At 59.2% G+C, this 19,916-nt stretch carries 11 protein-coding genes; 5 read left to right on the top strand and 6 right to left on the bottom strand.

Features of this window, described 5'->3' with window-relative positions:
- Positions 1–55 precede the first annotated feature (55 nt).
- The 3 genes from zapE to EKH79_RS10695 all read right to left on the bottom strand — a co-directional run bounded on the left by zapE (position 56) and on the right by EKH79_RS10695 (position 2,547).
- Positions 56–1,174 carry a cell division protein ZapE gene (gene zapE, locus EKH79_RS10705; RefSeq protein ID WP_126673770.1) on the bottom strand — a complete coding sequence of 373 codons (1,119 nt, stop codon included), beginning with the start codon at positions 1,172–1,174 and terminating at the stop codon, positions 56–58.
- 12 nt (positions 1,175–1,186) lie between these two features.
- On the bottom strand, positions 1,187–1,876 hold the full coding sequence (locus tag EKH79_RS10700) for an alpha/beta hydrolase (RefSeq protein ID WP_126673769.1): 690 nt from the start codon (positions 1,874–1,876) through the stop codon (positions 1,187–1,189).
- A gap of 149 nt (positions 1,877–2,025) precedes the next feature.
- Positions 2,026–2,547, bottom strand: a complete 522-nt coding sequence (locus EKH79_RS10695; RefSeq protein WP_126673768.1) for a c-type cytochrome — start codon at positions 2,545–2,547, stop codon at positions 2,026–2,028.
- 451 nt (positions 2,548–2,998) lie between these two features.
- Between EKH79_RS10695 and EKH79_RS10690 the strand changes: the two genes are divergently transcribed.
- The 3 genes from EKH79_RS10690 to EKH79_RS10680 all read left to right on the top strand — a co-directional run bounded on the left by EKH79_RS10690 (position 2,999) and on the right by EKH79_RS10680 (position 11,107).
- Positions 2,999–4,288, top strand: coding sequence for an efflux RND transporter periplasmic adaptor subunit (locus tag EKH79_RS10690; RefSeq protein WP_126673767.1), 1,290 nt, complete (start codon positions 2,999–3,001; stop codon positions 4,286–4,288).
- A 127-nt stretch (positions 4,289–4,415) separates the two neighbouring features.
- On the top strand, positions 4,416–7,655 hold the full coding sequence (locus tag EKH79_RS10685; RefSeq protein WP_126673766.1) for an efflux RND transporter permease subunit: 3,240 nt from the start codon (positions 4,416–4,418) through the stop codon (positions 7,653–7,655).
- 305 nt (positions 7,656–7,960) lie between these two features.
- Complete coding sequence (locus tag EKH79_RS10680; RefSeq protein ID WP_126673765.1) at positions 7,961–11,107, top strand: efflux RND transporter permease subunit; 3,147 nt, start codon at positions 7,961–7,963, stop codon at positions 11,105–11,107.
- Positions 11,108–11,253: 146 nt separating this feature from the next.
- On the opposite strand, the gene EKH79_RS10675 is transcribed toward EKH79_RS10680, so the two are convergent.
- The 3 genes from EKH79_RS10675 to EKH79_RS10665 all read right to left on the bottom strand — a co-directional run bounded on the left by EKH79_RS10675 (position 11,254) and on the right by EKH79_RS10665 (position 15,965).
- A complete protein-coding gene (locus EKH79_RS10675; RefSeq protein ID WP_126673764.1) occupies positions 11,254–14,358 on the bottom strand; it encodes a TonB-dependent receptor plug domain-containing protein in 3,105 nt (1,034 codons plus the stop codon).
- Between the two features lie 730 nt (positions 14,359–15,088).
- Positions 15,089–15,454 carry a hypothetical protein gene (locus tag EKH79_RS10670; RefSeq protein WP_126673763.1) on the bottom strand — a complete coding sequence of 122 codons (366 nt, stop codon included), beginning with the start codon at positions 15,452–15,454 and terminating at the stop codon, positions 15,089–15,091.
- 97 nt (positions 15,455–15,551) lie between these two features.
- Positions 15,552–15,965, bottom strand: a complete 414-nt coding sequence (locus EKH79_RS10665; RefSeq protein WP_126673762.1) for a hypothetical protein — start codon at positions 15,963–15,965, stop codon at positions 15,552–15,554.
- A gap of 427 nt (positions 15,966–16,392) precedes the next feature.
- Between EKH79_RS10665 and EKH79_RS10660 the strand changes: the two genes are divergently transcribed.
- Positions 16,393–18,627, top strand: a complete 2,235-nt coding sequence (locus EKH79_RS10660) for an NADP-dependent isocitrate dehydrogenase (RefSeq protein WP_126673761.1) — start codon at positions 16,393–16,395, stop codon at positions 18,625–18,627.
- Positions 18,628–18,807: 180 nt separating this feature from the next.
- The gene (locus EKH79_RS10655; RefSeq protein ID WP_126673760.1) at positions 18,808–19,848 is read left to right on the top strand and encodes a TraB/GumN family protein; all 1,041 of its coding nucleotides are present in this window, start codon (positions 18,808–18,810) and stop codon (positions 19,846–19,848) included.
- Positions 19,849–19,916: the final 68 nt, after the last annotated feature.

Raw genomic sequence — 19,916 nt, 5'->3', positions numbered from 1 at the left:
AACGAGGCCATCACGGTAGCAGCTTGTGCCGCGGACGGAGAAGATTGCCGGGTCGTTACTCCGGCCGGTGCGGCAGGGCGAGATATTCCTCGCTCTGCATCTCGATCAAACGCGATTCGGTGCGGCCGAATTCGGCACGCAGACGCTCGCCGTCGTAAAGCTCGGTGATTGGCGCGGCGGCGGAAAGAATAAGTTTGACGTGGCGGTCGTAGAACTCATCCACCAGCTGCACGAAGCGCTTGGCCTGGTCTTCGCTGTAGACCGTGAACTGCGGGACGTTCGAGATGATGATCGCCGGCCCGGTCTTGGCCAGCTCGATGTAATCGGCCACGGCGCGCGGACCGTCGCACAGTGCGGCGAAGTCGAACCAGAAGATGTTGTCGGCACGCTTACGAACGGGAATAACGCGATCGTTGATGGTGATCTCACCGCCATCGACGATCTCACCCTGTGCCTGACTTGAGAAGATACGTGCCAGCGCACGTTCGGCTTCCGCACCCGGAGGCGTGTGATACACCGGCGCATGTGTGAGTGCGCGCAGGCGCCAGTCGTGTGCAGAAATCATCTCGACGACATGGCACTGCGCTTCGATCGACGCAATCGCCGGCAGGAAACGTGCGCGCTGCAAACCGTCCTTGTAGAGATTGCTGGGTGCCGTGTTCGAGGTGGTTACCAGTGTCACGCCACGCGCAAACAGCGACTCGAACAAGTTGGCGAGAATCATCGCATCGCCAATGTCGTTGACCAGAAATTCGTCGAGGCACAACACGCGGCAACGCGCCGCAATGCCTGCAGCCACTTCGACGAGTGGATCCTGTCGCTCGCCCAGTTCACGCAAGCTTTCGTGCACTTCACCCATGAAGCGATGAAAGTGCCGGCGCAAGGCGACACCTTGCGGCAAGCTGGATGCGAACAGATCCATCAGGAAGGTTTTGCCGCGGCCGACGCTGCCCCACAGATACAAACCCGGCACGGCGACGCGTTCCTCGGCGCCGAGCAGCGATTTGAGGCGGCCAAACAAGCCGCCGTTGTTGTCGTCTTTGGCGGCGAACGCCGCGTGCATGCGATCGAATTCCGGCAGCACGGCGAGTTGCGCCGGATCGGACGTCCAGCGATGCGCGGCGACGCCTTCCTGGTAACGCGCGCTGGGCGCGCCGGGTGTCGTGTCGGACATAAACGTAGCTACTTATGAATGGCGGCGCGGCGGCAGCCAGTCCTGGACCGCATGTTTGACCGAACCGCGTAGATCCATCAGGCGGCGGTGGAAGAAATGGCCGGTCTCCGGCATGCGGATAAGTTCGGGCGGCTGTTCGAGGTTGTCGATCCAGTCGAACACCGCTTGCGGCTCGACGATTTCGTCCTCCTCACCCATGACGACCAGCCAGGGGCATGTCGGCAGTGCGAGCGTTTCGTGTTCCCAGCGGCCGATCGGCGGCGCGACGCTGATCAGTGCATTGGCTTTCAGTTTGACGGCGTTGCGCAAGGTGACGTAGCTGCCGAACGAAAAACCGGCGAGCCAGAGTGCGTCATCGGGACGCATCTTGCGCACCCATGCAACCACGGCCGCCAGATCGTCGCTCTCACCGATGCCGTTGTCGTAGGTGCCGGCCGAATCGCCCGCGCTGCGGAAATTGAAACGCAGCGTATCCAGGCCCGATTCGCGCAGACTGCGCTCGAGCATCGTCACGACCTTGTTGCGCATCGTGCCGCCATCTTTCGAATTCGGATGACAGATGACGACGACGCCACGCCGCGCGTCGGCCGGTTCCGCGACATCGCTGATGGCCTCGAGTGGACCAACAGGACCTTGCAGCGTGAACTCGGTGGTTTCGTCCGGGAAACTGGACGGTTCGGGGGTGAGGGTGGGGGAGGTCATAACGGGAATGATAACCGGCTCGCTTGTTGCGCGTTTTTCGAGGGCGCGTGTAGGCGGCGGAAACATTTGCGCGCGAGAAGTCCTTGATCAAGGCGTCCGCGCAAGCAACAACGCCACCTTGCGGCGGCGTTGGGTAGTTTCATCGGGTATTACTTGGACTGGCTGACCATCCAGGTGACGGCGGCCTTGACCTGCGCTTCGTTCAAGGACGGGTTGCCACCCTTCGGCGGCATCGTATTGCCGTCCGGGCCGTGATAGCCATCGAGCGCGTGCTGGACCAGCGTGTCGATACCTTCGGCAATGCGCGGCGCCCACGCTTCCTTGCTGCCGACTTTCGGCGCACCAAGCACGCCGGCGGTATGACAGGCGGTGCACACGCCATCGAAAATGGTTTTGCCGTCGGTGGAACCACCGAAGGCGACTTGTGCCGCGGCGGCTTTGGCGGCGGCAGCTTGTGCGGCCTCCATCGCGGCGCGGCCGGTATTGCCGGCGTACACGGCCCCGTTCGGGGCGAGGCTGGCGGAAAGTTGTTGCGGAGCGTTCGGATCGACTTCCTTCGGCTCGTGTTCGTAGATCGTCCAGGCTGTGAAGATCAGGACCAGGGTCAGCACGCCGAGGCCGGCGATAAGCAACGAGAACTGACGCAGGAAACTCTGGTCGGATTTGCTCATGGAACCGCTCACGCAAGTACTCCAGTCAACTCATGATTAATCTGGAACGCCACCACATCCCCTGTGGCGCGCTTTGCCGCCCCCCGGCGACGTTGCCGCGGTTCGTCCGGAATTCCGAAGCCCCCTTTGGCAATAAGCTTCGGAGTATAGACGAAGCCTGCGGCAAGTTTGAGAGGCCGCTCCAGTTCTTGCGATCGGCGAGGGCCAGCATGGGCTCACCGGTTGTTCAAATGGGTCTATTAAGAAGTGTGTAGTGCAGACACATGGTCACGTTCGCCTGATACGCTTTGGGGCTATGGACCCTGCCATCGGTCATGCGGCACCCCTGTCTACCGGCATTGTCCAACCTCGTTGAGCTGCCCCTATGCTTATTTCCAAGGCTTAGGACAACGAGTGTGTTATTCGTTTCGGTGGGGTCGGGTGGTCCCCCCGTTCATTCCAGGAGTTTCAAATGTCGCGTTTTTGGAAGATCGCGTTGATCGTGATCGCCGTGCTTGTGGTGGGTGGGGTCGCATTCCGCTTGCTGCATAAACCTGAAGCACAAACTGCTGCGGGTAGTCATCGCCATGGTGGCGGTCAGGGCAGTGGCGATAACGACGCAAAGGGACAGAACCAGCCCGGCGGCCCCGGTCAGGACAACACGCCGGTACCGGTGACCGTTGAACCCACGGTCAGCCAGAGCGTGCCGGTGTATCTCACCGCGCTGGGTACGGTGACGGCGCTCAACACGGTGACGGTCAATCCGCAGGTCGCCGGCCAGATGTGGACGATCAATTTCCAGGAAGGCAAAGCGGTGAAGAAGGGCGATGTGATTGCCCAGATCGATCCGCGTACCTTCCAGGCTGCCTACGATCAGGCGGTCGCCAAGCAAAAGCAGGACGAAGCGTCGCTTTCCACCGCCGTCTCCACCTTGGACCGCAACCAGAAGCTGGTTGCCAACGGTTACGTCGCCGCGTTGGACATGGATACCTTCCGCAATAACGTGGCGCAGCTGAAGGCGACGGTGATCGCCGATGAAGCCGCCGCCCGCTCGGCGAAAGTGCAGCTCGATTTCACCAAGATCATCTCGCCGATCGACGGCGTGGCCGGCATCCGCAATGTCGACCCGGGCAATGTGGTGACGACGACCACATCGATTGTCACGCTCACGCAGATCCAGCCGATCTACGTGATCTTCAATCTGCCGGAACAGAACCTCGAAGCGGTGCGCAATGCATTCCAGAACGGCGCCGACAAGCTGCAAGTGATCGCGCTTGATCGCAGCGATGCGCATCCGCTGGACACGACCGGCTTCCTGCAGACGATCGACAATCAGATCGATACCACCACGGGCACGTTCAAGCTCCGCGCACAGTTCAACAATCCGCAGAGTTCGCTGTGGCCGGGTCAGTTCGTGAACGTGCAGCTGCGCGTGCGCACGGTGTCCGGCGGTCTGGTGATTCCGGCGCAGGCGGTACAGCGCGGTCCGGATGGCGACTTCGTCTACAAGCTGCAGCCGGATCAAACCGTCGCGATGGCGCCGGTGACGGTCGCGGGCGAAGTGGGCGACAGCCACGTGATGGTCAGCAACGGTCTGAATGTGGGCGATCAGGTGGTGACCGAAGGTCAGTTCCGCCTGAAGCCGGGCAGCAAGGTTCAGGCCTTGAAGCCGGGCGAAGTGCCGCAGGCGCCGGCAGCGTCGGACGCTGACAAGAAGAAATGGAAGCAGGGTGGTGGTCGCCGTGGGTCGAGCAATTCTTAAGACCATCGCCATGCATGCAACGCGCTCGAGCAAAACGAGCGCGTTGTATCAAGGCACACGGATTTGCCACCAATCTTTTCACGGACGGTCACACGCGACCGCACCCAACTGACGGTTCCGACGACCCATGGGATTCTCCTCGCTCTTTATTCGCCGGCCTATCGCCACCGCCCTGTTGATGGTGGCGGTGCTGCTACTCGGCGTGCTCGGTTATCGCGAGCTGCCGGTATCGGCGCTACCGGAAATCGAAGCACCCAGCCTGGTGGTGACCACGCAATATCCGGGTGCAAGCGCGTCCACCATGGCCTCGCTGGTGACTACGCCACTGGAACGCAATCTCGGCCAGATTTCCGGCCTGGACATGATGACGTCGGACTCTTCCGCGGGTCTGTCGACCATCGTGTTGCAGTTCAACATGGACCGCGACATCGATATCGCGGCGCAGGACGTGCAGGCGGCGATCAATCAGGCACGCGGCACCTTGCCGAGCACGCTGCCTTATCCGCCGGTCTACAACCGCGTGAATCCGGCCGACGCGCCGATCATGACCTTGATGCTCACGTCCGACAGTCGTCAGCTGCGCGATGTGAACGATCTGGCCGACTCGATCCTCGCGCAGAAACTCTCGCAGGTGCAGGGCGTGGGCCTGGTATCGATTGCCGGCAACGTGCGTCCGGCAGTGCGTATCCAGGTGAATCCTGCGCAGCTGGCCAATCTCGGCCTGACGATGGAAGACGTGCGCAACGCGCTGACCGAAGCCAACGTCAACGCGCCGAAGGGCACGCTCAACGGCGCGACGCAGTCGTACACGATTTCCACCAACGATCAGCTGGCGACGGCGGCTGAGTACAAAAACACCATCATTTCGTACAACAGCACCAACAACGCGCCGGTGCGTCTGTCCGACGTGGCGAAAGTCGTCGATGGTGTCGAAAACGATCAGCTCGCCGCGTGGGCGAACGGCAAGCCGGCCGTGCTGCTGGATATTCGCCGTCAGCCGGGCGCCAATATCGTGCAGACGGTGGCGCAGATCCGGCAGATCCTGCCGCAACTGCGCAGCGTGCTGCCGGCCGACGTGCATCTGGATATCTTCGCCGACCGCACGATCACCATTCGTGCATCGGTGGAAGATGTGCAGTTCACGTTGCTGCTCACCATCGCCCTCGTGGTGGCGGTGATCTTCGTGTTCCTGCGGCGCTTGTGGGCCACGATCATTCCGTCGGTAGCCGTGCCGCTTTCGCTGCTCGGCACGTTCGGCGTGATGTCGTTCGCGGGTATGTCGCTGGACAACCTCTCGCTGATGGCGCTCACCGTCGCTACCGGTTTCGTGGTGGACGATGCGATCGTGATGATCGAAAACATCGTGCGTTACATCGAGCAGGGCAAGGAAGGCATTGAGGCGGCCGAAGTCGGCGCGAAGGAAATCGGTTTCACGGTGCTGTCGTTGACCGTCTCGCTGATCGCCGTCTTCCTGCCGCTGCTGTTGATGCCCGGCGTGACCGGCCGTCTGTTCCATGAATTCGCCTGGGTGCTCGCGACTGCCGTTGTCATCTCGATGCTGGTGTCGCTGACGCTCACGCCGATGATGTGCGCGTACCTGCTCAAGCCCGATGCGTTGCCGGAAGGCGACGATGCACATGAGCGCCACGCCGCCGCAGGCAAGCGCACCGTGTGGGCGCGTACCGTCAATGTGTACGAAACCACGCTGGATTGGGTGCTCGATCATCAGCAGTTGATGATCCTGGTGGCCTTCGTCGCCATCGGTGTCACCATTTTCCTGTACATCGTCATTCCGAAAGGCTTGTTGCCCGAACAGGACACCGGCCTGGTGACAGGTGTGGTGCAGGCCGATCAGAACGTCGCGTTCCCGCAGATGGAAGCGCGTACCAAAGCCGTTGCAGATGCGTTGCAGAAAGATCCCAACGTGGCCGGTATCGCCGCATTTATCGGTGCTGGTTCGATCAACCCGACGCTCAATCAAGGCCAGCTCAGCATCGTGCTGAAAGATCGCAGCAAGCGCGGCAGCCTGGATGATGTGGTGCAAAGCCTGCAGAACGACGCGGCCAATATTCCGGGTGTCGCGCTGTATCTGAAACCCGTGCAGGACGTGACACTGGATACGCGCGTCGCCGCCACCGAGTATCAGTACTCGATGTCGGACGTGAATTCGGATGAGCTGTCCAAGTACGCCACACAGATGACGCAGGCGCTACGCAATCGTCCGGAGCTGGCGGACGTCGACAACAACCTGGCCGATCAGGGCACGGCGCTCAAGCTGACGATCGATCGCGACAAAGCCAGTACGCTCGGCGTGCCGGTGCAGACGATCGACGACACGCTCTACGATTCGTTCGGCCAGCGTCAGATTTCCACCATCTTCACGCAGTTGAATCAGTACCGCGTGGTGCTGGAAGTGGAACCGCAGTTCCGCAGCAGCACGTCGTTGCTCAATCAGCTGACGGTGAAGAGCAACGGCAGCGGCGCATTGACGGGCAGCAACGCCACCACGTTTGGTCAGGCTGCGTCGAGTAACTCCTCGACCACCACCGGCATCGCGGTTGCCAACACCGGCATCATTCTCGGTACCGGCGGTACGATTCCGCTGGCCTCGCTGGTGGATGCACAAGTAACCAATGCGCCACTGGTGATCAGCCATCAGCAGCAGCTTCCTGCGGTGACGGTGTCGTTCAATCTGGCGCAGGGTTATTCGCTCTCGCAAGCGGTCGATGCCATTCACGAGGTCGAGAAGCAGCTCAACTTCCCGCCGCAAGTGCGTGGACAGTTCATCGGTAAAGCGGCGGAATTCTCCTCCTCGCTGACCAACGAAGCGTTGCTGTTGCTGGCCTCGGTGATCGTGATCTACATCGTGCTTGGCGTGCTGTATGAAAGCTACATTCATCCGATTACGATCATTTCCACCTTGCCGCCTGCGGGTGTGGGTGCATTGCTGGCGCTGATCCTGTGCAACATGAGCCTCTCGGTGGATGGCATCGTGGGTATCGTGCTGCTGATCGGTATCGTGAAAAAGAACGCAATCATGATGATCGACTTCGCGATCGAAGCGCAGCGCACCGGCATGAAGCCGCGCGAGGCGATCCGCCGTGCATGTCTGTTGCGTTTCCGCCCGATCATGATGACTACCGCGGCCGCCATGCTCGGTGCCTTGCCGCTGGCCTTGGGTAACGGTATCGGCGCGGAACTGCGCCGTCCGTTGGGCGTGTCGATTGTGGGCGGTCTGCTGTTGTCGCAGCTGGTGACGCTGTATACGACGCCCGTGATTTACCTCTACATGGAGCGTTTCTCCGACTGGCTGCGCGAGCGCAGGGAGCGACGCGCGCTGCGGCACGCGCAGCGTGGCGCAATTTGAAGTGATGTGCTTTTCGCATTCGCCTCCTCTCCCCTCTGGGGAGAGGATTGAGGTGAGGGGCCACACTCGCGAAACTTCAAATCAGCAAACGCGGCAGAACCAGACAGTTATGCGCTTTTCGCGTTTGCGTCCGCTCCTCTCCGGGTAGACGATTGCGGTGATCGGGTACACACTCGCGATGGCTGAAATCGGAGCATGCTTCGGATGGGGCTTCAACGCGAGATGGGCCCCTCACCCCGGCCCTATCCCCAAAGGGGAGAGGGGGAAAGCTTCAACCAATCCGCTCCTCGTACGTTGATTCAAGCATGAATATCTCCGGCCCCTTCATCCGTCGCCCGATCGGCACTTCACTCCTGGCGATGGGCGTGTTCGCGGTCGGTGTCATCTGCTACGCGCTGCTGGGTGTCTCCGCGCTGCCGGACATGCAGTTCCCCGTCATCTTCGTCACCGCCAGCCAGGCCGGCGCCAGCGCAGACAACATGGCCGCCACGGTGGCCGCGCCGCTGGAGCGCCATCTGGGTCAGGTGCCGGGCATCGATACCATGCGTTCGTCCAGCTCGCTCGGCAGTACGCAGGTGCTGTTGATGTTCGATGCGGGCCGCAACATCGACGACGCCGCACGCGACGTGCAGGCGGCGATCAACGCCGCAGCGCCCGATCTGCCGTCCGGTCTCAACAGCCCGCCGAGCTACGAAAAAGCCAACCCGAACGACGACCCGATCATCGCGTTTGCGCTGACCTCGGATACGCAATCGGCACGCGATCTTTACGACGTCGCTGATTCGCTGCTTGCGCAACGTTTGCGTCAGCTAAGCGGTGTGTCCGAAGTCGATATTCTCGGTGCCGCGACACCGGCCGTTCGCGTGGATGTGAACGTTCGCGCGCTCAATTCCATGGGCATCTCGCCCGATCAGTTGCGTAACGCGCTGACCGCCGCGAACGTGTTCGAGCCGCAGGGCTTTCTGTCCAACGGCAAGACCACGATGGCCGTGATGGCCAATGACAATCTGCATTCGGCGGCCGACTTCGCCAACTTGGTCATCTCGACCAATGGCAAAGGCGTGCCGGTGCGTCTGTCGGATATCGCGAGGGTTTACGACGGACAGCAGGATGCGTACCAGGCAGCCTGGTTCCAGGGTAAGCCTGCGATCCTGATGTATGTCTATAAGCAGTCGAACGCCAACATCATCGGCACCGTCGATCGTGTGAATGCCGAAGTGCCGCTGCTGCGGAGCTTCCTGCATCCCGGCACGACGCTCACACCGTATTTCGACGACACGCCGACGATCCGTGCATCGCTGCATGAAGTGCAGGCTACGCTGCTGATCAGTCTGGCGATGGTCGTCATGGTGATGGCGCTGTTCCTGCGACGCTGGGCGCCGACGCTGATTGCCGCGGCGGCGGTGCCGCTCTCGCTCGCTGGCGCGGCGGTGATCATGTATGCGTGGGGCTTTACGCTGAACAACCTGACGCTGCTTGCGCTGGTGATTGCGATCGGCTTCGTGGTGGACGATGCGATCGTGGTGATCGAGAACATCATTCGTCATATCGATCAGGGCATGAGCCGGCTCGATGCAGCACTGACGGGCGCGCGCGAGATCGGCTTCACCATCGTGTCGATTACTGCCTCGTTGGTTGCGGTGTTTATCCCGTTGTTGTTCATGGGCGGCATCACCGGCATGTTCTTCAAGGAATTTACCTTGACGCTGGTGGCGGCGATCGTGGTGTCGGCGCTTGTTTCGCTGACGCTGACGTCATCGTTGTGCGGTCATTTTCTGAGTGGCCACAGCGAGCCGGAAAAGCCGTCGAAACTCGGCCATATGCTGGACCGCTTCCACGAAGGCATGCTTAACTTTTATCAGGTGTCGCTGGATTTCTCCCTGCGACACGCGTTGCTGTTTTCGCTCACGCCATTGATGCTGATCGGCTTGACCGTGCTGATCGCAATGTCGGGCCAGATCAAGACCAGCCTTTTCCCGGCGCAGGACACCGGGTTGCTGCGTGGCCGCGCGACGTCTGGCGCAACGGTGTCCTTCCAGGATTCCGTAACGCGTCAGCAGCGATTGATCGACATGCTGTTGCGTGACCGCGACGTGGCTGTCGTGGGCTCTCGTCTAGGCAGCAGTCGACAAGGTGCATCGGGCTCGTTCGATATTCAGTTGAAGACGCATGCCCAGGGCCGCAAGGACGACACCTTGACGGCGCTCGCGCGCCTGAGCGCGAAAGCGGCCAAGTATCCGGACCTCAATGTTCGCCTGCGTGCCATCCAGGACTTGCCGAGCTTTGGCGGCGGAGGCACCAATCAAGGTGCGCAATATCAGATTTCGCTGCAGGGTAACGACACCGCCGAGTTACAGGCGTGGTTGCCCAAGCTGGTCGATGAGCTGAGAAAGAATCCCAAGCTGCGCGACGTCGGCAGCGATCTGGATGATGCAGGCTTGCAACAGAACATCGTCGTCGATCGCGACAAAGCGTCGCGTCTGGGTGTGAACATCGGCACCATCGACTCAGTCATCTATGACGCGTTCGGCCAGCGTCAGGTCAGCACGATTTATTCGGATCTCAACCAATACCGTGTCGTGGTGAATGCCGTACCTTCGCAAACCTCCACGCCACGTTCCATCGACGACATTCTTGTGCCAGCGACCAACGGCAAGATGGTGAGGCTCTCCGCCTTTGCGGAACAGAAGCCGGGCCTTGCGCCGACGCAGGTGTCGCACATGAATCAGTACACGACGATGGACCTGAGCTTCAATCTCGCGCCCGGTTCGAGCATGGGCGAGGCATTGCAGATCGTGCAGGCGACGGCTAACAACATGCGTATGCCGGGCGATATCAAGCTCGATGTGGGTGGCGATTTCCGTCGCTTCCAGCAATCGCAGAGCGGCATGTTGTGGCTGGTGCTCGGTGCCATCGTCACCGTCTACATCGTGCTCGGCATTCTGTATGAAAGTCTGATTCATCCGGTCACCATTCTTTCTACGTTGCCTGCAGCTGGCGTGGGTGCGTTGCTGGCGCTGTGGTTCACTAATACGGAGCTATCCGTTATCGCGCAGATCGCGCTGGTGCTGTTGATCGGTATTGTGAAGAAGAACGCCATCATGATGATCGACTTCGCCTTGGTCGCGCAGCGCGAGCATGGCAAATCACCGCTGGAAGCGGCGCGTGAAGCAAGTCTCGTGCGCTTCCGTCCGATCATGATGACGACGATGGTGGCGATTCTTGCGGCCATTCCCATCGCCGTAGGCATGGGCGAAGGTTCGGATCTGCGCCGTCCGTTGGGTATCGCCTTGATCGGCGGTTTGTTGATTTCGCAGAGCCTGACGCTGCTCAGCACGCCGGCGCTTTACGTTGTCTTCTCCTGTCTGGGCGAACGCTGGGCGGCGCGGCGTGCACGTAGACGCGAGCGGCGCACTGGCGCACGCCCGTATTCGGCAAAAGGATTTGGCTGAGCTTCCGCGTCGGGTTACAAAAACATGTCACCGTCATAAACAAAACGCCTCCCCTTGCAAGCAGGGGAGGCGTTTTGTTTTGTTGCTTCTGCGTCGATGTTGCATTGGCAGGATGGTCGCCCATCCATGCCAACGCATGGGCTGCATCAGAACAACTGCTGCGTGTACTTCAGGTAGATCTGACGACCGATGTCGTACTGCGGGTTATACGGGAATTGCGTATAGCCGTCCGTACCGGTCGGGCCCAATGGACCGATCACGCTTTCCGCGCCGATGTAGGTGAATGGTCCGCGGCGGTTGAAGACGTCTGTGGCGCCGAGCGAGATTTGGCCCTTCCACGGAGCCTTCCAGCTGACCTGCAGATCGTTGAAGGCCAGGCTGCCCTGACGATAAATCCCCGATTGCTGCCCCTGCACATTGCCATTGGGGTTGGTGCACGGGAAGTATTCGTCGAGTGCCGGTTCATCCGGTCGGCAGGATTCAGACAGCGAGGAGAAGTAACGAATCGTCCACGTTGCACTCCATGCGCCCCACGACCAGTTGAGATTCGTGGTGTCGCGGAAGCGCCACACCGGACCGAGGATCGGATCGTAGGTGCCGATGTTGTAGTCGACCACGGGGCCACCCGTGACATCCTGCTCACGCAGTTCCGTGATGTAGGTGCCGTTCGTATCGATCTTGAACTTGCCGATCGGGGTGTCCGGGAACAGATAGCTTGCCGAGAGATCGGCACCGTGTTCGTCGACAAAACCTTCGTTAACCACTGCCTGTAACAGGTTGACGATCTGACCGTTCGTCGCAGAGCGCGAGAACTGATCGCACTGCTGGGCTTCACCCAACAGGTAGCAGTTGCTCAGGATGCTGTCGGCGGACGGCAACGTAATCACGTTGTCGACACGGATACGGTAAAAATCCGCGGTGATGTTGAAGCCCGTGAACCAGCTTGGGCTATACACGATACCTGCCGTAAAGTTCTTGGACGTTTCCGGCTTCAGGTTGGGATTGGCACCGGTATAGAACGGCGTGGTGCTGGTCGTATTGGGGCCGGTCACCGGCACACCATTCGTGTTGAGCTGCGTGAACCCAGGGCCGACCGCAGGCAGATTTGCGAAACCGTTCAAGCAGCGTTGTTCCACCACCGGCACACCCGTCAGACCGAAGTTGACGTCGCACGGATCGGTGTAGTTGGTGAAGCTCTGCATCGTGCCGCCGTACAGGTTGGAGATCGATCCTGCACGGAAGCCGGTACCGTAGCTGGCACGAAGCAATAGATCATCGATCGGCTTGTACGACAGCTTGTACGAATTGTTGTTGGTGGTGCCGAAGTTGGTGTAGTGCGAGTAGCGATGCGAGACGTCGAAGTCCAGCAACTGCGCGCCGGCCATATCCTTCAACAACGGCAGGTTGATTTCGGCGTACGCTTCGTTGATACCGTACGAACCTTCACCCGGGTTCTGCTGCAGGTTGGTGTTCAAGCCTTGCTGCGTATAGCTGTCGGGCGTCACGCCACCGGAAACATCGCGGTGATCGGCGCCGATAGCGAACGTCGCGTCACCCTCGCCCAACGCCTTCGGCAAGGTAAACATGTCACCGCTCAAGTCGGCCTTGGTTTCACGCTGCTCACTCCACGAGTGAGTGAAGTAGGTGTAGTTGAGGTAATTCAATTCGGCCGGCGTAAGACCGCCTGCACCGGAGAATGGATTGAGCGGAACGCACCCGGCAATCACGTTGCTTGGCGTGCCGCACAGCACTTGACCGCCGGCACTCATGAACGAGGGACCAAGGGCGTTATACAAATGCACCAGATTCAGATTGCCAGGACCGCCGCTATCCTGGATATAGCGGTAGTCGCCGTAGTTAACATCCCAGTTGAATTCGTTCTCACCGAGCGAGAAGTCGCCTTCCAGGCCAGTGCGGAACCCTTCCTGCTTGATGTTGTTGGTGTCGACGCGATTGGGTTCTTGCAACGGCAGGCTGAATTGCAGGGCATTGCCGGGCATGGGGTTGTAATAGCTGTTTGCCGACAGCGATGGGAACCAGGCCGATCCGAGGCTGCCGGCTGGCAAACCCAGCGCGTTGGCGAGATTTACACCGTTGGCGGGCGTCAACGAGCTCAGCGGATAGCCGCCGATATAGTCGGTGGAGTTGTTGGTGTTATACGTGCCGGTGAACTTCGCGGTGATGTGGTCGGTGACTTTGAAATCGCCCTTCAACGTGTACGACCGCAAACGGCTGTCCGGCTCCAACGTTTCCAGGCCTGCCGAGTTGTAATAGTCGTTGGCGTAATACGGCGAAGGGTATTGAACGCCGAACGTGTTGACATGGTAGTTGGCGAGATCAAGCCCGTTCTGGCCCATGTTGACAGTCAACGGATTGGCGAGCGGTGTGCCATTGACCCCAAGAATGGTGCCGTAGTCCGATGGTCCCACCGAGCCTGGCATGTTCGGGAAGCTGAAATAACCGTTCTTACTGAACCAGGCTTGGCTGGACAGTATCTGGTTAGTGTTCTGCACGGTCATGTTGAACGTGAACGAACCGCGCGAGAATTTCTTGCCACCGGTCAGACTGAACTGGCTTTGCTTGCCGAAGTTACCCGGCGAGTAAGTGCTGTTGTACGTATCGAGATAAAGGCCGTCCACATTCTTGGTGTGGATATTGATCACGCCTGAGATGGCGTCGGAACCGTATGTGGACGACGCACCGTCCTGCAGAATTTCAACGCTATCGATAAGCGAACTCGGAATGGTGCTCAGGTCGGTCTGCCCGAAGATGTCGGTGGTATAGCGTTCGCCATCGACGAGGATCAACGTGCGTGGCGCACCCAAGCCGCGCAGGCTTGCATATTGGCCGACGATGCCGCCGAGCGAACTTTGTTGGCTGGTGCCGGAAGAACCAACCGAAGAAACGTTCTGCAGAATCTGACCTACGCTGACGAAACCCTGTTGCTGGATTTGCTCGTGCGAGAGTTCGGTAACAGGTTGCGCCGTTTCCACATCAACGTTGCGAATCAGCGAGCCGGTCACGGTCACTGTCTGCAACGTTTTTGAATTTTGAGGTGCTGTGCTGGCAGGCGGTGCCTGTCCATTCGTTGGAGTAGCAGTGTCGGACGTCGACGTCTGGGGTGTTGTCGATGCCGGTTGCTGCTGAGCAGGTGCTGCGGTTTGTGCAACCGCGACCGTTGTTAGTGCAAGACTCCCCAGTGCCAATGCTGTGCGGATCGCTATCGCGATCTTTTGATGTTGTGTGTTCAATGTTGTGCTCCCTAGATTTTCGTCTGGTTGGGGTTAGACGTTTAGCAATTCCCCTTGCCTAGGCGATGATTCTCTGTGGGTGGGGTAAAGAGAATTCATCGCTATCCAAACAAATTCCCGTTTGGAAAATTGAGCATAGTCCAAACGTTTCTGTCATCAACACTTTTTTATCAACACATACACATAAAAAATTATTTGCTTAGTTTGCTTTTTTGAATGCGCGTGTCAGGCATGCGTCAGTTTTATGTGCCAAAAGTCGTGGTGAAATAAATTCTGAATTGGCTTTATTTGGATTCTGAATTGGCTTTAATTAAGCGATGCCGACGAATCAATAAGTTATGACGTGCTATCGAAATGGGCTCGCTGTCGTGAACATTAAGCGGCTACATAACGCTTACGAGTCATTGCACGGTTGCGCGCAACCAATAACGTCGCGCTTATGCAACGTGAAGAAACCTTTCACGAAAATAATGTGCGCTCCCGGGCTTCGTTTAACGGATATGAGCGCACATGCTCACAGCAATGCTGAACGTTTGTCGCGTTGCAACACTGCTTGATGGCGATGGATGTTTTCATCGCGCGACGTGTTGTCGTTGCACGTCACGAAACAAGGTCTGCCTGGTCCATTCGCTATGACGCGAATACAATCGCGTACCGAGTCGCATTGCGCGATCGATACAAAGAACAACCTTTGTATTATCGATGAGTGATAAGCGCGATCAGTCGCAGCTCAAAAACGCGTCGCCATTTCGATATGCAACAGATCGCCGCAGATCTCGCGCAGTCGTGTAATTAGAATATGTCGATGCGCGGCAACTTCAGCAGGCAGTCGGCCGACACCATGAAACTCGGCGCAACGCAGTGCTGCCTGATAAGCCATCAACGGACCAGGCACTTCCGAGCGGCGTTGCGCATCGCCTTGCCACAACACGACAACCCAACCTTCGTCGCGATCGCTGCTCGACTCATCGACGGGCATGAGCAGCGTTCCGTCCACGAGCGACAATGCGCAATCGTGACCGTCGGCAAACTGGAACGTATACAGCGGCATCAGCTCGGCGATGAAATCGACGATGCGTTGGCTCAATCCGTTCATGCGGCTCCCCATGGCATGCACAGCATCCGGATACTAACCGGATCTGCCGATGTATGCCTATGTAGCGGCCAAGCCGCTGCGCGATCGTCGAAAACGATTACTGCGCGTTGAGTGCAGACTTCAGCGTGGCGAACTCGGCGCTCGTCAGCGGGCAGCGCATCGGTACGAGACGATTGCCCTGGTATAGATAGGCCGTGGACGAACCATCGTCGCGTGTGTACACCGACAGATGGGAACTCTGCCCGTTCGCCTCGTGCATCTGCACGTCCAGGCTTGGCTTATCGGGAATGTTCGCGCTCATTCCGGAACAGCCGCCACGCGTATTGATCCAGGTGGTCAGCGCATTGACTTGCGTCTCTGTGAGCGGTCGCTCCGACACATCGCTCTGGCCGCCATTCGCGCTGATCTCGCCGGATGTGTAGTGGTGCACCGTGACTGCCGGTGCGTCCGCACAGCCGGCCAGGGCAAACACAGTAATCGTGATCAGAAGCGAGGCGATACGCGTGGTCATGACTGTCCCCATGAAAAGATTGATCAGTTCGTCAGCACTGCACAAATATTTGTCAGCGGTGCGCTACATAGTAGTGGCCGCCTGCGGCCTCATACCATGTGAGTCATGACGCATGCTTCCATACGCATACGTACGGAAATCGCGGGCTTGCGGGTCTTGGATTTCAGCCTCGCGTCCCAAGATCGAAACGCCACGTCGACCCATCGCTCGACAACGCCGCCCGTACCCGAAGTCGCCCTTGCCCTACCTGGGCCGTGCTTTCACCGACTGGATGAAAACGCGACAATGGGAAGCTCTCGCGGACGGCCACCGCGTTCCGCGCCGATGGCCGGCGAGGCGGCACACCCGGTGTGCCTGGCGGCTCCGCCTGTAGCGGTGGCCGCCCTCCTCATTGATATGCCGTAGCAACCAAAGGCCCCTGCAGACCATGTCCCAAACGCCGAAGATCATCTACACGCTGACGGATGAAGCCCCCTACCTCGCCACGCAGTCCTTGCTGCCCATCATCGCGGCCTATACGAGCACGGCAGGCATCACAGTCGAAACGCGAGACATTTCGCTTGCCGGCCGCATCCTCGCGCAGTTCCCGGACATCCTGAAAGCCGATCAGAAAATCGCGGACGATCTGACCGAGCTGGGCGAACTGGCGACCACGCCGGACGCCAACATCATCAAGCTCCCCAATATCAGCGCCTCGATGCCGCAGCTGAAGGCCGCGATCAAGGAATTGCAGGGCCAGGGCTACCCGCTGCCCGACTATCCGGAAGATCCCAAGGACGTCAGCGACTGGAACATCCGCGCGCGCTACGACAAGGTGAAGGGCAGCGCCGTCAATCCCGTGCTGCGCGAAGGCAATTCCGATCGCCGCGCACCGCCGTCGGTGAAGAATTACGCGCGCAAGCATCCGCACAAGATGGGTGCGTGGTCGGCGGATTCGAAAACCCACGTTGCCAGCATGAGTGCGGGCGATTTCTACGGCAGCGAAAAATCGGTTGCCGTGGATGCGCCCACCACGGTCAAGATCGAATGGTTTGGCAAAGACGGCAGCAGCAACGTTCTCAAGGAAAAGACCAAGCTCACCGCCGGTGAAGTGATCGATACGGCCGTGATGAGCAAGAAAGCGTTGGCGAGTTTCGTGGATGCACAGATTGCCGATGCAAAGAAGCAGGGCGTGTTGTTCTCGCTGCATCTGAAGGCCACGATGATGAAGGTCTCCGACCCCATCATGTTCGGCGACGTCGTTATCGAGTTTTATAAAGATGTGCTCGCCAAGCATGCGGCGACACTCAAGAGCATCGGCTTCAATGCGAACAACGGCATTGGCGATCTGTATGCCCGCCTCGGTTCGCTACCGGCAGACAAGCAGGCCGAGATCAAGGCGGACATCGACGCCGAATACGCCAAGCGTCCGCAACTGGCGATGGTCAATTCCGACAAGGGCATCACCAACCTGCACGTGCCCAGCGACGTCATCATCGATGCGTCGATGCCGGCGATGATTCGCGACTCCGGCAAGATGTGGAACGCCGAAGGCAAGCTGCAGGACACCAAGGCGGTGATTCCGGACCGCAGCTACGCGGGCGTGTATCAAGCGGTGATCGAAGACTGCAAGGCACATGGCGCGCACGATCCGGCAACCATGGGCAGCGTACCGAACGTGGGCCTGATGGCGCAGGCGGCCGAAGAATACGGTTCGCACGACAAGACCTTCCAGATCGCGGGTGACGGCGTCGTCCGCGTGATCGATGAGAAGGGCACGGTGCTGCTCGAGCAGAACGTGGAAACCGGCGACATCTGGCGCATGTGCCAGACCAAGGATGCACCGATTCAGGATTGGGTGAAGCTCGCCGTCAACCGCGCGCGTCTCAGCAATACCCCCGCGGTGTTCTGGCTCGACAAAAATCGCGCGCACGATGCGCAGATCATCAAGAAGGTCGAGCGCTATCTGAAGGATCACGACACTAGCGGCCTGGACATCCGCACGCTGGCGCCGGTAGATGCCACCAAGTTCTCGCTGGAGCGCATTCGCAAAGGCCAGGACACGATCTCCGTCACCGGCAACGTGCTGCGCGATTACCTCACCGACCTGTTCCCGATCATGGAACTGGGCACCAGCGCGAAGATGCTTTCCATCGTGCCGCTGATGGCCGGCGGCGGTTTGTTCGAAACCGGTGCGGGCGGTTCGGCACCCAAGCACGTGCAGCAATTCCTCGAAGAGGATTATCTGCGCTGGGATTCGCTCGGTGAATTTCTCGCGATGGCGGCATCGCTCGAACATCTGAGCAACCGCTACAGCAATGCCGCGGCCGGTGTGCTGGCGAAGACGCTCGATCAGGCCAACGGCAAATTCCTGGATAGCAACAAGTCGCCCGCGCGCAAAGTCGGCGAAATCGACAATCGCGGCAGCCATTTCTACCTCGCCATGTACTGGGCGCAGGCGCTGGCGGAGCAGAACGACGACGCAGCACTGAAGGCGAAATTCGCACCGCTCGCGAAAGCGCTGACGGAGAACGAAGCGAAGATCGTCGGCGAACTCAACGGCGCACAGGGCAAGCCGGTGGATATCCACGGTTACTACCATCCGGATATCAAACTGGTCAGCGCCGCCATGCGCCCCAGCAAAACGTTCAACGACGCACTTGCGGCACTTGCGAAAGCCTGATCGCTGCCATTACATCGTTGTAGCGTGAACAAAGGGCGCTCGGCGCCCTTTGTTTTTTACGGTTGTTTGACCGATGTCGAAACGCCGCTCGTTTGTACGGGAACGCTGCGCCGTCAACGATGTCGTTAGTATCGTGAGGACGTCGATGAGTCGCTTCCCAGCAATTCAGGAGCATCACGCATGCGTATGAGCTTGGCTTTAGGGTTGCTGGTTTTTTTCATCGCCATGCCGGCATGGACGCAGACCGCTGCACCCGCCTCTTCAAGCAGTGCGCCGTCATCGTCCCACCTTCACGCGCCCCTGTTGCAAACAGTGATCGTCACCGGCGTGCAACCGGGCCCAGGTCTCTGGAAAGTGAGCAAAGGTGATCACGTGATGTGGGTGCTAGGCACATTGTCGCCGCTTCCACGACATATGCAGTGGCGCTCGACGGAAGTTGAAGACACTCTTGCGCACTCGCAGGAATTGCTCGAGCCACCCAGCGCAGAATTGAAACTGCATGCGGGCTTTTTCACAAAGCTGGCGTTGCTGCCATCGGTCTACAGCGCACGCAAAAATCCAGGCGGCGAAAGCCTGCAGCAGGTTCTTCCTCCGGAAATCTATATCCGCTGGGAGGTCGCCAAACAGCAGTACTTCGGTGATGACAAAAGCATCGAATACTGGCGCCCGATCTTGGTGGCGATGAAGCTTTATCAGAAAGCCCTCGACAAAGCCGACCTCACCAACGGCGGCAGCGTGGTAGGCACCGTGGAGAAACTGGCGCACAAACACAATGTCACCAGCACGCCCATCAAATATCAGGTAGTGGTCGAACATCCACGCGATGCCGTGGAAACGATCAAGCAGACTAGTCTGCACGACATCAGCTGTTTCAATCAGACCTTGGACACGGTCGAAAACGACATGGACGCACTCACCCAGCGCGCCAACGCATGGTCGACCGGGGATATTCAAACCTTGCGAGGCTTCGCGCTGAACAACCGTTACGAGTCGTGCGTGATCGCGGTCGTCAATGCGGATTTCGCCCAGCAGCTGGGCCTGCACGATTTACCCGAACGCATGGCCGCCACCTGGGTGGCCGCCGCCCAATCGGCGATGTCGCGCAACACGCAAACGTTTGCGGTATTGCCGATGGAACAAATTATGTCACCCGATGGCTTCCTCGCGCAGCTTAAGGCCAAGGGCTATACCGTCCAGTCGCCAGAAGAATTGGACAAATAGCGAGAGGCTTAGCCACGCTAACCGCCGGTCCTGATAAAGTGGCGCGGGGTGTAACGTGTTTCAGGGAT

Origin of the sequence: Dyella dinghuensis (genome assembly GCF_003977615.1) — a bacterium.
Taxonomy (GTDB): domain Bacteria; phylum Pseudomonadota; class Gammaproteobacteria; order Xanthomonadales; family Rhodanobacteraceae; genus Dyella_B; species Dyella_B dinghuensis.
The sequence above is the reverse complement of the archived record's forward strand: the minus strand, read 5'-3'. Positions and strand labels throughout refer to the sequence as shown.

Coding starts and splice junctions, on each gene's coding strand:
- zapE (WP_126673770.1), bottom strand. CDS start 1,174: ATGTCCGACACGACACCCGGCGCGCCCAGCGCGCGTTACCAGGAAGGC.
- EKH79_RS10700 (WP_126673769.1), bottom strand. CDS start 1,876: ATGACCTCCCCCACCCTCACCCCCGAACCGTCCAGTTTCCCGGACGAA.
- EKH79_RS10695 (WP_126673768.1), bottom strand. CDS start 2,547: ATGAGCAAATCCGACCAGAGTTTCCTGCGTCAGTTCTCGTTGCTTATC.
- EKH79_RS10690 (WP_126673767.1), top strand. CDS start 2,999: ATGTCGCGTTTTTGGAAGATCGCGTTGATCGTGATCGCCGTGCTTGTG.
- EKH79_RS10685 (WP_126673766.1), top strand. CDS start 4,416: ATGGGATTCTCCTCGCTCTTTATTCGCCGGCCTATCGCCACCGCCCTG.
- EKH79_RS10680 (WP_126673765.1), top strand. CDS start 7,961: ATGAATATCTCCGGCCCCTTCATCCGTCGCCCGATCGGCACTTCACTC.
- EKH79_RS10670 (WP_126673763.1), bottom strand. CDS start 15,454: ATGAACGGATTGAGCCAACGCATCGTCGATTTCATCGCCGAGCTGATG.
- EKH79_RS10665 (WP_126673762.1), bottom strand. CDS start 15,965: ATGACCACGCGTATCGCCTCGCTTCTGATCACGATTACTGTGTTTGCC.
- EKH79_RS10660 (WP_126673761.1), top strand. CDS start 16,393: ATGTCCCAAACGCCGAAGATCATCTACACGCTGACGGATGAAGCCCCC.
- EKH79_RS10655 (WP_126673760.1), top strand. CDS start 18,808: ATGCGTATGAGCTTGGCTTTAGGGTTGCTGGTTTTTTTCATCGCCATG.